Origin of the sequence: Pantoea sp. NGS-ED-1003 (genome assembly GCF_000738765.1) — a bacterium.
GTDB classification, from domain to species: domain Bacteria; phylum Pseudomonadota; class Gammaproteobacteria; order Enterobacterales; family Enterobacteriaceae; genus Pantoea; species Pantoea septica.
In genome coordinates, this window is record NZ_JPQA01000002.1 from 167779 (window position 1) to 181630 (window position 13852).

The following is a 13852-nucleotide window of genomic DNA, read 5'->3' on the forward strand; positions in this document are numbered from 1 at the left end:
GAAGGGGCTTACTATGAGTAATAACAATCTTCAGCAGCGTCGTCTGAATGCCACGCCGCGCGGCGTGGGCGTAATGTGTAACTTCTACGCCAGCTCGGCGGAAAACAGTACGCTGACGGATGTCGAGGGAAACCAATATATCGATTTTGCTGCGGGCATCGCCGTACTCAACACGGGGCATCGCCATCCCCGCCTGGTGCAGGCGATGGAGCAACAGCTCAAGGCCTTTACCCATACCGCCTATCAGATCGTGCCTTACGAGAGCTACATTTCGCTGGCGGAGAAAATCAACGCCGCCGCGCCGATCCAGGGCGAGCTAAAAACCGCTTTTTTCTCTACCGGCGCCGAAGCGGTGGAGAACGCGATCAAAATTGCGCGCGCCCATACCAAACGCCCAGGCGTCATTGCCTTCGGCGGCGGCTTCCACGGGCGTACCTATATGACGATGGCGCTGACGGGCAAAGTAGCGCCTTATAAAATCGGTTTCGGGCCTTTCCCGGGTTCGGTTTTTCATGTGCCGTATCCTGCCGAACTGCATAAGGTGACCACCGCTGATGCGGTCAACGCCATCGAGCGCCTGTTTAAATGCGATATCGAGCCGACCCAGGTTGCGGCGATTATCTTTGAACCGGTACAGGGCGAGGGCGGGTTTAATGTGGCTCCGCCAGAGCTGATTGCCGCTATCCGTGCTATCTGCGACAAGCACGGCATCGTTATGATCGCGGACGAGGTACAGAGCGGCTTCGCCCGCACCGGCAAGCTGTTCGCCATGGATCACTATCAGCACCAGCCCGACCTGATGACCATGGCGAAAAGCCTGGCGGGCGGTATGCCGCTCTCTGGCGTCGTGGGCAAAGCAGAGATCATGGATGCGCCGGCGCCGGGCGGTCTGGGCGGCACCTATGCGGGCAATCCCATGGCGGTGGCTTCCGCGCACGCCGTGCTGGATATCATTGAGGATGAACAGCTTTGTCAGCGCGCCGACGCGCTGGGCGAGCGCCTGCGCGTGGTATTGAGGGATTGTCAGGCCTGGTGCGCCGAACTGGCGGAAGTGCGCGGTCTGGGATCGATGGTCGCGGCGGAATTCTGCGACGCGCAGACCGGCGAGCCGTCCGCCGCCGCCGCGCAAAAAGTTCAAAAGCTGGCGCTTGAGCAGGGACTGCTGCTGCTGACCTGCGGCCAGTATGGCAACGTGATCCGCTTCCTCTATCCGTTGACCATTCCCGATGCCCAGTTCGAAACGGCGCTGAGAATTATCGAATCTGCGACGAAACAGTAGGAGAGCGATGCGATGAAACTGAATAATCCGGCTCTTCTGATCGAGAAAAACCTGGTGGATGGCCAGTGGATCAGCGCCGATTCGGGCGCGACGCTGGCCGTAACAGACGCCGCAACGGGCGAGGCGCTCGCCAGCGTGCCGCTGATGGGGCGCGCTGAAACAGAGCGTGCCGTCGAGGGCGCGCGAAAGGCGCAGCGCGAGTGGAAGCGTCGCACCGCGGGCGAACGCGCTAAGGTATTGCATCGCTGGGTTGCCCTGATCGAGGAAAACCGTGAGGATATCGCCCGCCTGATGAGTTCAGAGGGAGGAAAGCCGCTGGCCGAAGCGCGGGGGGAGGTCGGCTACGCGGCTTCATTCCTGACGTGGTTCGCGGAAGAAGCCCGCCGGGTGGACGGCGCGATATTGCAGCCGGTCAACGCTTCGCAGCGCTATGTGGTGACCAAACAGCCTGTCGGCGTCTGCGCGGCGATCACGCCGTGGAATTTTCCGGCGGCGATGATTACGCGCAAAGTGGCGCCCGCACTGGCGTCCGGCTGCGCCATTATCGTCAAACCCGCAGAGCAGACGCCGCTGACGGCGCTGGCGCTGGCAAAGCTGGGCGAAGAGGCTGGCCTGCCCGCCGGCGTGTTGCAGGTGCTCACCGGCGACCCGCGGGGGATAGGCGGTGAACTCTGTCAGAATCCCACGGTTCGCAAACTGAGCTTTACCGGATCGACCGAAACCGGGCGCATCCTGATGGCGCAGTGCGCGCCGGGCATTAAAAAGCTCTCCCTTGAGCTTGGCGGCAACGCGCCGGTAATCGTCTTCGACGACGCTGACATTGAGCAGGCTGTGAGCGGCATTATGGCCTCGAAGTTCCGCAACAGCGGCCAGACCTGCGTCTGCGCTAACCGGATATATGTGCAGCGCGGCATTTACGCCGCGCTGTCGGATGCGCTGGTGAACGCGGTCCAGTCACTTAAGGTCGGCAATGGTCTGGATGAAACCAGCCAGCAGGGACCGCTGATTGATGAGAAGGCGGTCAGCAAAGTCGAATCGCATATCAGCGATGCGCTGGAGCAAGGCGCGACGCTGCTGACGGGCGGAAAACGCCATCCGCTGGGCGGCAATTTCTTTATGCCGACGGTAATTGGCGACGTCACGCAGTCGATGCGTTTTGCGCGCGAGGAGACCTTTGGTCCGGTGGCGCCGCTTTTCCAGTTCAGCAGCGATGAAGAAGCGATCGGCTATGCCAACGATACGGAATTTGGTCTGGCCGCCTATATCTTTACGCGTGATGCCCGCCGTCAGTGGCTGGTTCCCGAGGCGCTGGAATATGGCATGGTGGGCGTCAATACCGGCCTGATATCCAATGAGGTCGCGCCTTTCGGCGGCATTAAGCAGTCCGGATTAGGGCGCGAAGGGTCGCGCTTCGGCATGGATGAATACCTCTAAATTAAATATGTTTGCGTCGCTCTGTAAACCTGATGCCGTAGTACTTTGCTCTTAAGAGCCACGACGATAGCGCTTATCGTCGTTTTTTTTCCTGCGATTTTAGCCCCGCCGCGCGGGGCAACTTTCCTCTTAAGCGGTTTCATGCCGCCGCTCAAATCACTTGTAAATGTTTAACAAAACTGTGACATGCGCAATATACATATAACTTAATATGTTTTATAAATTAGTCTCTATCGCCTGCGATTATGCCATTAAAGAGAACGACATATGGAACAGACACCTGAAAAAAATCTTTATAATAATCAGCCCGAAAGCAAAGAACAGTTCAAGCGATCTATTGGACTCATCTCTAACTTTGCCCTCGGCTTTACCTACCTTTCGCCTCTGACGGCTGTTTATTCGCTGTTTGCGCTTGCCGTTACCCTGGCCGGGCCGCCCGCCGTCTGGTGGATCCTGATTGTCGCATGCGGACAGCTGCTGGTGGCGCTGGTGTTTGGCGAAGTGGCTTCTCAGTATCCGATTACCGGCGGCTTATATCCCTGGGCGAGACGCCTGTGGGGCAAGAAGTTTGCGTGGATCGCCGCCTGGATCTATCTGTGGGCGCTGGTGGTCACCATTACCTCCATTGCTGAATACACCTCAACCTTCGTCGCCTCGCTGTTTCATTTTGCCCAGACGCCGCTCAATCTGCTGATGACCTCGGTGGTGCTGCTGCTGATGATGGGCGTGAATATGTCGGGCACCAAAAACCTGGCGCGCGTGGCGAAGATCGGTTTCTGGTGTGAAATCGTCAGCGTGATCGCGCTGGGCATCTATCTGCTGATCTTCCATCGCTCTCAGCCGTTCTCCGTTCTCTTCGACTCGATGGGCGTGATCGCTAAAGATGGCAGTTACACGACGGCGTTCATGTCCGCCGCGCTGATGGGCCTGTTTATGTTTTTTGGTTTCGAAGCCTGCGGCAACGTGGCGGAAGAGGTGAAAAATCCAGGCAAAAAGATCCCCCTGGCGATGATCCTGAGCATCGTTTTCGGCGCCATTTCAGCGGTGATTTCAGTCATGGGCTATCTGCTCTCTTCGCCCGATCTGGTTAATATCGTCACCGGTAAAATCGCCGATCCCATCCCGGCTATTCTTAACGAGGCGCTGGGAAGCACGGGCGCCACGGTGTTTATCGTAGTCGCAATCATCGCCATGCTCTCCTGCATTCTCTCGCTTCAGGCCGCGCTAAGCCGTCTGATCTTCTCTTTCTCGCGCGACAGGATGCTGCCCGGCAGCGAATGGATGGCGAAAATTTCCAAAAACAGCGTGCCGGATAACGCCATGCTGGTCAGCTGCATCCTGCCCGTCATCATCTGCGTTTGGGTCTACTTCCAGCCGGATAACCTTTCCCGCATCACCGCGTTCGCCGTGATCGGTATTTACATCTCTTTCCAGCTGGTGGTGCTGGCCGCGCTGCGCCAGCGTCTGAAAGGCTGGAAGCCGGCAGGCGAGTGGACGCTCGGCTCCTGGGGTTTCATCGTCAACCTGTTCGCGCTGATCTATGGCCTGTGCGGAATTTGGCTGCTCGCACAGCCTGCCGACGGCAATAGCTTCCTGGATCGCTGGACGGTGCTGGTGGGCCTGGCGGTGGTGCTAATCGCCGGCCTGCTTTATATGATGATTGCCAAACCGTTTGGGCGTTCCAGCGCGCCGGAAAACGACGCCATTGAGCACGCCACCAGGCTCCGGGCAAAAGAGGGCTTCTAAAAAATTCACGCTCGCTGTCGACACGGTCTTGAAGTGCGTCATCCTGAGCCGTAGCGTTCACGCTACGGCTTTTTTTTGCGTCCTGACAGAGAAGGCGTCGGCGCTCAGGCTGCTTTCGCCTGAACGCTGACGGGCAGGGCTACAGCTGGTAGAGAAGCACGTAGCTGTTTTGATAGACCGGTTTCCGCTCGTCCGCCTTGAAGAGTTCGCCGATGCGTAACCGTGGATTAGTTGAAAAAATGATCCTGCCGTCAAGGTTGGTCAGGAGCAATTTTTCCTTGCCGCAGAGTGGCAGCAGCTCTTCTTCAACGCGGCTGACGAGAATATCGAGCGCGGCGACGCCCAGCACCTGGCCTTGAATAAGCACGGGCACGGCGGCGGTCAGCGTCAGCGAGGTGTTGCAGATATAGTCGACGTAGGGGCCGTGGATATAGGCTTTGCCTTCCGAGACGGGGGTTTTAAACCATTCAAAGGTGCGAAAATCGAGTCGCTGCTGCGTCGCCTGGTCAAGATCGAGACTCACCTGCTTTAAGCCTTTATCTTTTTTATACCACCACTCCAGCAGCCAGTACTCCCGCACCGCGCCGCTGCTTTCAATGTGGCTCGCAAAGCCCGTTCCCGAGCAGTAGTGGTGATGGTTAAGCGTTTTTTTGATGTAAGACTGAATCGCCGCTTTAACGCCCGGCTCCAGCAACATTTCAGGGCGGCTTTCCTGATGAACGTTAAGAGATTGCCTGATCTCGTCTGCTAATAAACCAGTACTTTCGACAGTGGAGTTAATGATGTCGTCAATTTTACGGGTTAGCGCGCTAAGGTGCTCTGAGTGATTCATTTTCTACACTGCCTATACGGTGATTATTCAGAGTGATAATTCATTTTCTTTTCTAATAAATAGTCGGTGAACGTGTCGATAAGCTGTGTGGCGGCCTGAACGGCAGGCTGCTCTGCATGCGCGGCGAGCGCATCCGTCAGCCCGGCGTAAAGCGCGATGACCTCGCGATGGATATCGTCGGAGCGGTAAAGCGCGGCGACCAGAGAAGCCCATTCCGCCTGCAGCTGCAGCTCCTGGTTGGCCAGTCGGGCAGATTGCGAACTCGCCGCGATCGCCAGCAGGCAGCGCATATCCGCCTGCGTTCGCTGCTCGGGCGTTTCAGCATTTGTTAGCACCTCGGTAAATTCCAGAAGACGATTCAAATCCGCGTGAGTCATCCTCCGCGAAGCGAGCCTCGCGCTGTGGCTGATGATGGCGCAATGCATCTCGCCCAGGTCCGCCAGATAATCCGTACTGATGCTGCGAAAGGGGTGAAGATTCTTGCCCGATTCAGGCACGGTTTCGCAGACGAAGCTGCCGCCGTTGCGGCCGCGCACCGTATGTATCAGCGCGTTGGCGCGCAAGGTATTCAAGGCTTCGCGGATGGTAATGTGAGACACGCCCATCATCCTGGCGAGATCCGACTCGTTTGGCAGCTGTTCATGCGGTTCAAGCAGGCCGGTGACGATGGCGTTGGTCAGGCGCTGAACGATTTGATCGGAACGGCTGGCCTGGCCTATAGGAGCGAATATAACCGCGTGAGTAATCATAATCTTCTCTGAAAGTCCCTTATACAGGCCGCCATACTTAGCATAAACATACCTGTCACGAAAGAAGTAAATAACGTCAATAGCTTGTTAAAAGATGCCGAAAAGAGCAGGTCATCCTGCTGCCGTTGTGGGCCGATGCCGCCGGGCGCATAGCGCCTTTACCTGTGTAGTCTTAACCAGCGCGCGCCAGCGGCTGAGTGGATTGTAATCAATTTGTTAGAAATGCGATGCGCTTCATGTTATAGGGACGCGGGCATTGAAACAGCGCCTTATAATATATTACATAATATCTTTTATGTATTAATGTGAGCGGAGAAGGCGATGAAAACCCTACAGCACTTCATCAATGGGCAGTATGTATCAAATCAGGAAAGCGATTTTTTCGATCTGGTCAGTCCGGTTGATGGTGAAATCTATGCGCAGTCGCCCAATGGCGGCAAGGCGGAAATCGATCTCGCTTACGCGGCGGCTGAGAAAGCGTTTTTAGTCTGGAAGAAGTCCACGCCGGCAGAGCGACAAAAAGCGCTGCTGCGGTTAGCAGATGAAATCGAAAAAAACGTCACCCGCCTGGTGGAATGGCAAAGTAAAGAAACGGGGCAGCTCAAACATTTTATTGAGAAAGAGGAGATCGCGGCGTCATGCGACGCTATCCGCTTTTTTGCGGGTGCCGCTCGCTGCCTGGAAGGCAAGGCGGCCGGCGAGTACGCTGCCGGCTTCACGTCGGTGATCCGTCGCGAGCCGCTTGGCATCGTCGGACAGGTGGCGCCCTGGAACTACCCCTTTATGATGGCGGTGTGGAAAATCGCCCCGGCGCTGGCCGCCGGCAATACCGTGGTCCTGAAGCCAAGCGATACGACGCCCGTCAGCACCTTGCTGTTGGCTGAACTGGCCGCGCCCTTATTTCCCGCCGGCGCGTTTAACGTCGTACTGGGTAAAGCGGAGACGGGTTCGCTGGTGGTTTCAAATCCTGTGGCGTCGCTGGTGTCGATTACCGGGTCGGTGCGCGCCGGACTGCAGGTTGCCGCCTCCGCCGCCGCAAACCTGACCAAAGCGCATCTTGAGCTAGGCGGCAAAGCGCCGGTTATCGTCTTTGCGGATGCCGATATGGATAAGGCGGTCGAGACGATTACCACGGCTGGTTTTTTCAACGCCGGTCAGGACTGCACCGCTGCAACGCGTATCCTTGTTGAGGAGTCAGCCTATGACGATTTTCTTGCAAAGCTGGTTGCCCGGACGCGCAGCATTACATTCGGCACGCCTGACGATCGCGACGCCCTCTACGGCGCGTTAAACAGCCGTAATCAGCTGGAACAGGTAAGCGGCTTTATCGCGCGCCTGCCTGCGCATGCCAAAATCGAAACCGGGGGCCGCGCCGGAAAAGGGCCGGGCTTCTACTTCGAACCCACCATTATTTCTGGCCTTCACCAGCATGATGAAGCCATCCAGCATGAAGTGTTTGGGCCTGTGATGACCATCCAGCGCTTCTCTGACGAGGCGGACGCCTTGAACAAAGCCAACGATGTCGAATATGGACTGGCGGCCAGCGTCTGGACCCGGCACCACGGCCGCGCGCAGCGTTTCAGCATCGAACTCGACTTTGGCACGGTGTGGATCAACAACCATATCCCGCTGTGTGCGGAAATGCCGCACGGCGGCTTTAAGAAATCGGGTTATGGCAAAGATCTCTCTTCTTACTCACTTGATGAGTACACCCGCGTAAAACACATCATGTGCGACATTAACGACTAAAGGAAGCAAGATGAAATCGATTCGAATCGCTGCGCTCTCCCTGGCGCTGATCTCATGCGGCGTAATGGCGAAAGCGTCGCCTGAGTCCGTGATAAACAGCTATATGGCCGCATGGAATGCTCATAGCGCGTCGCAGGCTGCGCAGTATCTGGCGAAAGATGTTGTCTATTACGACGCGGCAACCGGTTCGCCGGTCAAAGGGCAGCAGCGTGCGGAAAAAGAGGTTATCGGCGCGTTTATCCGCGCGGTGCCCGACCTGCAGTGGAAGATGACCAGCAAGCCGGTCTTTAACCAGGATACTATCGCTTTTCAGTGGGAATTTAGCGGAAAGAACGCCGGTGAATGGGCGGGCGCGCCAGCCACTAATAACAACATCAAGTTTGAAGGCGTCAGTTTTATCAAGGTTGTCGACGGTAAGATCGCTTATCAGGGCGACTACTATGATTCGAAAAAGCTAGAGGCTGAACTGGAAGCGAAGAAGCCGTAACGCAAAGCATTAATTCTTCTCCGTAGTCAGCTGCGGGGAAGAATAACCTGGGCTGAGATAGCTTATCTGCTTCTTGTCATAGTCTGACTCCCGCCACGCGAATATTCACTTCAATTTCATAATCCGCCGTCTCCTGACACATTTCGGAATATCCCCTTGCGCAAGCGAATCGTAATGCGGCTACGGGCAATATGTGCGCTTATCAGCAAAATCTACCGATAGCGATTGTCAGCATGAAAGACGCCTCGTAGGCTGAAAATGATTTTATTTGTCCGTTTTATACATAAATGAAAAATATGTTTCGTCTAAAAGCTTACTCTGGAGTCTGCAATGAAAATGCTTAAGTCATTAGTGTTACTTAGTCTGTTGTCTGTTTCAGCCACGGTATGGGCAGAGAAAATTGCCGTGTCGATGGCTTACTTCGATCAGAATTTTTTAACCATTACTCGGCAGTCGATTGATAAAGAAGCCAAAGCGCGCGGACTCGATGTGCAATTTGAGGATGCGCGCGGCGATGTCGGTCGCCAGACCGATCAGGTGCAAAGTTTTATCGGTTCCGGCGTGGATGCCATCATTATCGATCCCGTTGATTCAGCCAGTACGCCACAGCTGACCCGACTGGCGCAGCAGGCGAAGATTCCTCTGGTGTATGTGAACCGGACGCCGGGCGATAAAACGCTGCCGCAGGGCGTGGTGTTCGTCGGATCTGACGAGCGGGAATCGGGCACCTTGCAGATGGAGGCGTTGGCGAAAATGGCTAACTATAAAGGCAATGTGGCGATCATGATTGGTAACCTGACCGACGCCGGCGCGCTGCAACGTACTAAAGATGTGGAGCAGGTTGTAGCGAAATATCCGGGAATGAAAGTTGTACAGAAGCAACCGGCAAATTATGCGCGTAACGAAGGCATGGATTTAATGCTGAACTGGCTCGGTAATGGCGAAGATATTGACATCGTCGCTGCCAATAATGATGAGATGGCAATTGGCGCAGCGATAGCGCTGTCTAAAAGCAATAAGAAGGTTTTAGTGGGGGGCATCGACGCTACGCCAGACGGGCTGAAAGCCCTTGCGCAAGACAAAATGCAGGTAACCGTTTTTCAGGATGCCGTTGGACAGGGTAAAGCGTCTGTGGACGTAGCGCAAAAGCTCATTAAAGGCGAAAAAGTTGATTCCCACCTGTGGATTCCGTTTGAGCTGGTCACCAGAGAAAATATGCAGAAATATGTGGAGAAGGGCCAATAACGACGGGAAGAACCGATCGGCTTGCCTGTGCAGGCCGATCGCTCAGATCACTTCTTTTCACTCCGCCTCATCGGCACGCTGCGCGTCATAACCCGCCTGCGCCTGCTCAATGGCCGCGCCATATTCCCTGGCCCAGCCCACCAGCGCCACAAAAGGCGCCTGCAAGGTCCTGCCCAGCGGAGTGATGGCATACTCCACCGCCACGGGCGACGATGCAATCACGCGGCGGCTGACCAGACCGTTGCGCTCAAGTCGGCGCAGCGCCTCTGTCAGGGCCTTGTGTGTGATCGGATCAAGCCTGCGCTTGATGGCGTTGAAGCGCGCCGGTTCGCTGCACAGCACGGTCAGGATCAATACCGACCACTTGTTCGCCACCTGTTCCAGGATAGGGCGCGTGCTGTTGATCTCTGCCAGCAGAGCCGGGATATCGGTCGCCATATAGTTTCCCTCTGTATATCTGGTATAGATTAAGTGCGTAATTGACACTAAATATACGAAATATATTATCTGGCTTCCACTCTATTTCTGGAGCAGCCATGTTGAAACTCGAAGGAAAGACCGCCCTGGTGACCGGCGGCGGCAGCGGTATCGGCCTTGCGGTCGCGCGCCGCTTTGTGCAAGAAGGCGCCCACGTTTTTATTACCGGCCGACGCGAAGCGCAGCTGGCTGAGGCGGTCAGGCTTATCGGCGGCCGCGTCGAGGCGATAGCCGGCGACCTCACCTGTGCCAGCGACCTTGCTCGTCTGTTCGAGACCATCCACGCCAGAGCAGGGCGTCTCGACATTTTTGTCAACTCATCAGGCGTCTCCGAGCCTGCAAGCCTGGTCGATACCACTGAGGAACATTTCGATCGCGCCTTCAACCTGAACGTGCGCGCCATGGTGTTTGCGGTGCAGCATGCGGTTCAACACATGGGCGAGGGTGGCGCTATCGTGCTGGTCGGTTCTATTGCCGGCAGCATCGCCAATCCGGGCTACGGCGCCTATTCCGCCAGCAAGGCTGCGGTACTCTCCTATGCCCGCACCTGGAGCACGGAGCTGGCCCGGCGCGGCATCAGGGTCAACACGCTGAGCCCAGGACCTACCGACACGCCGATGTTCGACCGGGCCAGCGACGACGTCAGGCAGACGCTGACCGCGCGCATACCGGCCGGGCGTTTAGGGCATGCCGATGAGGTGGCGTCCGCGGCCTTGTACCTGGCCTCGGACGACAGCGCTTACGTCAGCGGCGCAGAGCTGGTTATCGATGGCGGGATGACGGCGTGAAAGGCATCCCTTGCGCACTGTCGCGCTGAGTAAAGGTCACAGCATAGAGGGCAGACCGCATCAGGGCATATTGCGCTGATGCGGAAGCCGCAGCCTGAACCGGCGATAGCGCCCCCAGCCGCGCTGAAAACCAAAGCGAAAAAGTGAACCGTACCCTTTACTTATTTACAAATTTAAATGTGTAAATATAATGCCCTCTCTTTTTTATCTGAGGATGTTTGTTATGTCGTCTCTTTTCGCGCCCCTGCCTTTAGGCGATCTCATGCTGCGCAATCGCATTGCGCTGCCGCCGTTAACCCGCTGCCGCAGCGATCAGCCCGGCAACGTTCCTGGTGAGATGATGGTGGACTATTATCGCCAGCGCGCCAGCGCCGGCTTTATGATTACTGAGGGCACGCAAATTGAACCTCGCGGTCAGGGATATGCCTGGACGCCAGGCATACATAGCGAGGCGCAAATTGCGGGATGGCGAAAAGTGACCGATGCCGTTCATGCAGAGGGCGGGACAATTTTTTGTCAGCTCTGGCACGTCGGCCGCGTGTCGCACAATGAACTTCAGCCAGGCAAGCAGCCGCCCGTTGCGCCCTCGGCCGTTGCCGCTACCGGCGTAAGGGTGTTTATTGAAACCGGGCCTGGCGCCGGCATGCTGACGGCGCCCAGCATGCCGCGCGAACTGACGACGGCAGAAGTGAAAGCGCTGGTGACGATGTACCGTACCGCGGCAGAGAATGCCAAAAAAGCGGGCTTCGACGGCGTGGAACTTCATTCGGCTAACGGTTATCTCATCAATCAGTTTATTTCTGAACATACCAACTTCCGCAGCGACGAATATGGCGGCTCACTCGAGAACCGTCTGCGCTTCCTGCGCGAAGTCACCGAAGCGGTCAGCGCCGTATTCGGTAGCCACCGCGTCGGGGTACGCTTCGCGCCGCTTTTCTCGAGCACAGATGAAGAGCGCGTTTATCTGGGGCTGGTAGAAAGCGATCCGCATGCCACCTACATCCGCGCCGCGCAGCTCCTGAACGAACTTGAAGTGGGATATTTATCCATCGCCGAAGCCGACTGGGATAATAGCCCCGAGATGCCGGAGTCGTTTCGCACTGCGCTGCGGGAAACCTTCCGTTCTCCCATTATGTATTCCGGCCGCTACACCCGCGAAAAAGCGGAACGTATGCTGGAAAAAGGCTGGGGCGATCTCTTCGGCTTTGGACGCACCTTTATCGCGAACCCGGATTTACCGGCGCGTTTTAAGGCGGGCCATCCCCTGAACAAGGTCGACGCAGCCTCACTGTATGGCGGGAGCCGGAAAGGATATACTGACTATCCTTTTTATTCCGCCTGACGTTCGGAGACGGCATGTCACCAGAAAATGCCATTAAATTACTGGCCAACCCGACGCGGGTTGCGGTGCTGAAATGGCTTAAAAACCCTGACGAAGCCTTTGCTGATTATGCTCAGCTCTATCCCTTCGAACAGTATGGCGTATGTGCCAGTCTCATTCAGGACAAGGCGGGCCTGTCGCAGCCCGCCACCTCGCTCTGTCTTAAAGCGTTGCATGATGCCGGCCTGCTTGAGGCCAGCAAGGTAGGCAAATGGACCTACTATCGGCGGCGCGAACAGGCGGTGCGCGAGATGAACCAGATGGTTATTCAGTCTCTGCAGGAGCTGTAAAGCGGTCATATGCAGGCGGCTGCGCTGAGCAGCCGCTTCGCGCGTGTCAGCCTATACCTTTATCCCGGCATCTTCAGACCGTTCCTTCTGGCCTGCTGGGTTATCCAGCGCGGGATCCGTCAGCGTCGCCCTCATGCGAGGGAGACTGTGCGGATAATTTTGTTGAACAAATTCAATCATCTTCTCCCGTACGTGGCAGCGAAGATCCCAGGCCGTGGGTGAGTTTTGCGCCGTCATCAGGAGTCGGATGGTCATGGTTTTGTCATCGGCATCGGTGACCTGAAGCACCTGAGTCTGTTGATCCCAGAGTCTGGTTTCGCTCAGGATTTTTTCAAATTGCCTACGCAGCGGCTCCAGCGGCATGGAGTAATCCAGATAAAGGAAGACGGAACCTAAAATTTGCGCATTCGTGCGCGTCCAGTTCTGAAAGGGATTTTCGGTGAAATAGGTAATGGGCAGAACCAGTCTTCGCAGATCCCAGAGACGAACGACCACATAGGTCAGGTTGATCTCTTCAATCCATCCCCACTCTTTTTCAACCACCACCGCGTCATCTATTTTAATCGGCTGGGTAAAGGCGATCTGGATACCGGCAAAGAGGTTGACGAGCGACTTCTGCAGGGCAAAGCCGATGATTATGCCCGCCACCCCGGCCCCGGCGAGAATGGTAGTGCCAAATTTTCGCACGCCGGGAAAGCTGAGCAGGATAAGAGAAAGACAGATGGAAACCAGCAGAACAATCGCCACCTTTTTAACATAGATAATCTGCGTGCGGATTTTACGGGCGCGCAGATTATTGGAAAGGTTAATGTCATAGCGGATAAAAAGCATATCTTGCGCGACGTTAATCAGGCGAATTAAAACCGAGCACAAGGATAATATAATAAATATATTGAGAGTGGTGGTGACAAAAGAAAAGGATTCCGGGTGAATATCGATATAATTCACGCCGACATTAATCATGATCAACGGGATGAACAGAAACATCGAGCCGCGCAGATGTTTTTCAAGAGATTTGAACAGTTTCCTGTCGCGGCCCTGCCAGTAACGGATAAATCTTAGTAGTAGAAATCGGGAGAGAAAACCCGCAGTTAACGAGAAGATGACGAGCAATACAGCAGGCACCCATGTTGGCATGTCAGATAACTCACCAGATAGTAAAGCCATTATTTTCCCTTATGTTCAGCTGACAGCAAGGTTGTCAGATAAGTCGTAAAATGCAGTAACCGTTGTCATCTCGGTTATCTGCTGATGACATAATTAACCCCCTTAGTTTATGAAAAAGTGAGTGACCTGCCTGGTTTACCCTATGAAAAATTGAAAAGTGTTCGGAGTTTGACGGCGGCGATGCTTCATTTCATTGATATATAATGAAATTCTCCGTGTCAGGACGTG

General features: G+C 55.6%; 13 protein-coding genes. 9 read left to right on the forward strand and 4 right to left on the reverse strand.

The genetic code is table 11. From position 1 onward, the window contains the following. Positions 1-13: 13 nt before the first annotated feature. The 3 genes from puuE to JS46_RS04230 all read left to right on the forward strand — a co-directional run bounded on the left by puuE (position 14) and on the right by JS46_RS04230 (position 4459). Entirely contained in the window at positions 14-1279 is a 1266-nt protein-coding gene (gene puuE, locus JS46_RS04220) for a 4-aminobutyrate transaminase (protein WP_033748373.1), read from the forward strand. A 12-nt stretch (positions 1280-1291) separates the two neighbouring features. Further along, the gene (locus JS46_RS04225; protein WP_033748374.1) at positions 1292-2713 is read left to right on the forward strand and encodes an NAD-dependent succinate-semialdehyde dehydrogenase; all 1422 of its coding nucleotides are present in this window, start codon (positions 1292-1294) and stop codon (positions 2711-2713) included. 267 nt (positions 2714-2980) lie between these two features. Continuing rightward, a complete protein-coding gene (locus JS46_RS04230; RefSeq protein WP_033748375.1) occupies positions 2981-4459 on the forward strand; it encodes an APC family permease in 1479 nt (492 codons plus the stop codon). A 139-nt stretch (positions 4460-4598) separates the two neighbouring features. On the opposite strand, the gene JS46_RS04235 is transcribed toward JS46_RS04230, so the two are convergent. Beyond that, positions 4599-5291, reverse strand: a complete 693-nt coding sequence (locus tag JS46_RS04235) for a cache domain-containing protein (protein ID WP_033748376.1) — start codon at positions 5289-5291, stop codon at positions 4599-4601. Between the two features lie 23 nt (positions 5292-5314). Continuing rightward, the gene (locus JS46_RS04240; RefSeq protein ID WP_033748378.1) at positions 5315-6040 is read right to left on the reverse strand and encodes a FadR/GntR family transcriptional regulator; all 726 of its coding nucleotides are present in this window, start codon (positions 6038-6040) and stop codon (positions 5315-5317) included. 321 nt (positions 6041-6361) lie between these two features. Here JS46_RS04240 and JS46_RS04245 point away from each other — a divergent pair, with 321 nt between their 5' ends. The 3 genes from JS46_RS04245 to JS46_RS04255 all read left to right on the forward strand — a co-directional run bounded on the left by JS46_RS04245 (position 6362) and on the right by JS46_RS04255 (position 9521). Next, positions 6362-7789: a gamma-aminobutyraldehyde dehydrogenase gene (locus tag JS46_RS04245; RefSeq protein ID WP_033748379.1), complete on the forward strand. Its 1428-nt coding sequence runs from the start codon at positions 6362-6364 to the stop codon at positions 7787-7789. A gap of 10 nt (positions 7790-7799) precedes the next feature. Next, a complete protein-coding gene (locus JS46_RS04250) occupies positions 7800-8276 on the forward strand; it encodes an ester cyclase (RefSeq protein ID WP_033748380.1) in 477 nt (158 codons plus the stop codon). Positions 8277-8606: 330 nt separating this feature from the next. Further along, positions 8607-9521: a sugar ABC transporter substrate-binding protein gene (locus JS46_RS04255; protein WP_033748382.1), complete on the forward strand. Its 915-nt coding sequence runs from the start codon at positions 8607-8609 to the stop codon at positions 9519-9521. Between the two features lie 57 nt (positions 9522-9578). Here the strand turns inward: JS46_RS04255 and JS46_RS04260 are convergent, their stop codons facing one another. Beyond that, positions 9579-9959 carry a helix-turn-helix domain-containing protein gene (locus JS46_RS04260; RefSeq protein ID WP_033748384.1) on the reverse strand — a complete coding sequence of 127 codons (381 nt, stop codon included), beginning with the start codon at positions 9957-9959 and terminating at the stop codon, positions 9579-9581. A 98-nt stretch (positions 9960-10057) separates the two neighbouring features. On the opposite strand from JS46_RS04260, the gene JS46_RS04265 reads away from it, so the two are divergent. From JS46_RS04265 to JS46_RS04275, 3 genes are all read left to right on the forward strand, one after another. Then, positions 10058-10786, forward strand: a complete 729-nt coding sequence (locus JS46_RS04265; RefSeq protein WP_033748386.1) for an SDR family NAD(P)-dependent oxidoreductase — start codon at positions 10058-10060, stop codon at positions 10784-10786. Positions 10787-11009: 223 nt separating this feature from the next. Beyond that, positions 11010-12128 carry an alkene reductase gene (locus JS46_RS04270; RefSeq protein WP_033748389.1) on the forward strand — a complete coding sequence of 373 codons (1119 nt, stop codon included), beginning with the start codon at positions 11010-11012 and terminating at the stop codon, positions 12126-12128. 14 nt (positions 12129-12142) lie between these two features. After that, a complete protein-coding gene (locus JS46_RS04275; RefSeq protein ID WP_033748390.1) occupies positions 12143-12457 on the forward strand; it encodes a helix-turn-helix transcriptional regulator in 315 nt (104 codons plus the stop codon). A gap of 51 nt (positions 12458-12508) precedes the next feature. On the opposite strand, the gene JS46_RS04280 is transcribed toward JS46_RS04275, so the two are convergent. Further along, a complete protein-coding gene (locus JS46_RS04280) occupies positions 12509-13624 on the reverse strand; it encodes a mechanosensitive ion channel family protein (RefSeq protein WP_033748392.1) in 1116 nt (371 codons plus the stop codon). Positions 13625-13852: the final 228 nt, after the last annotated feature.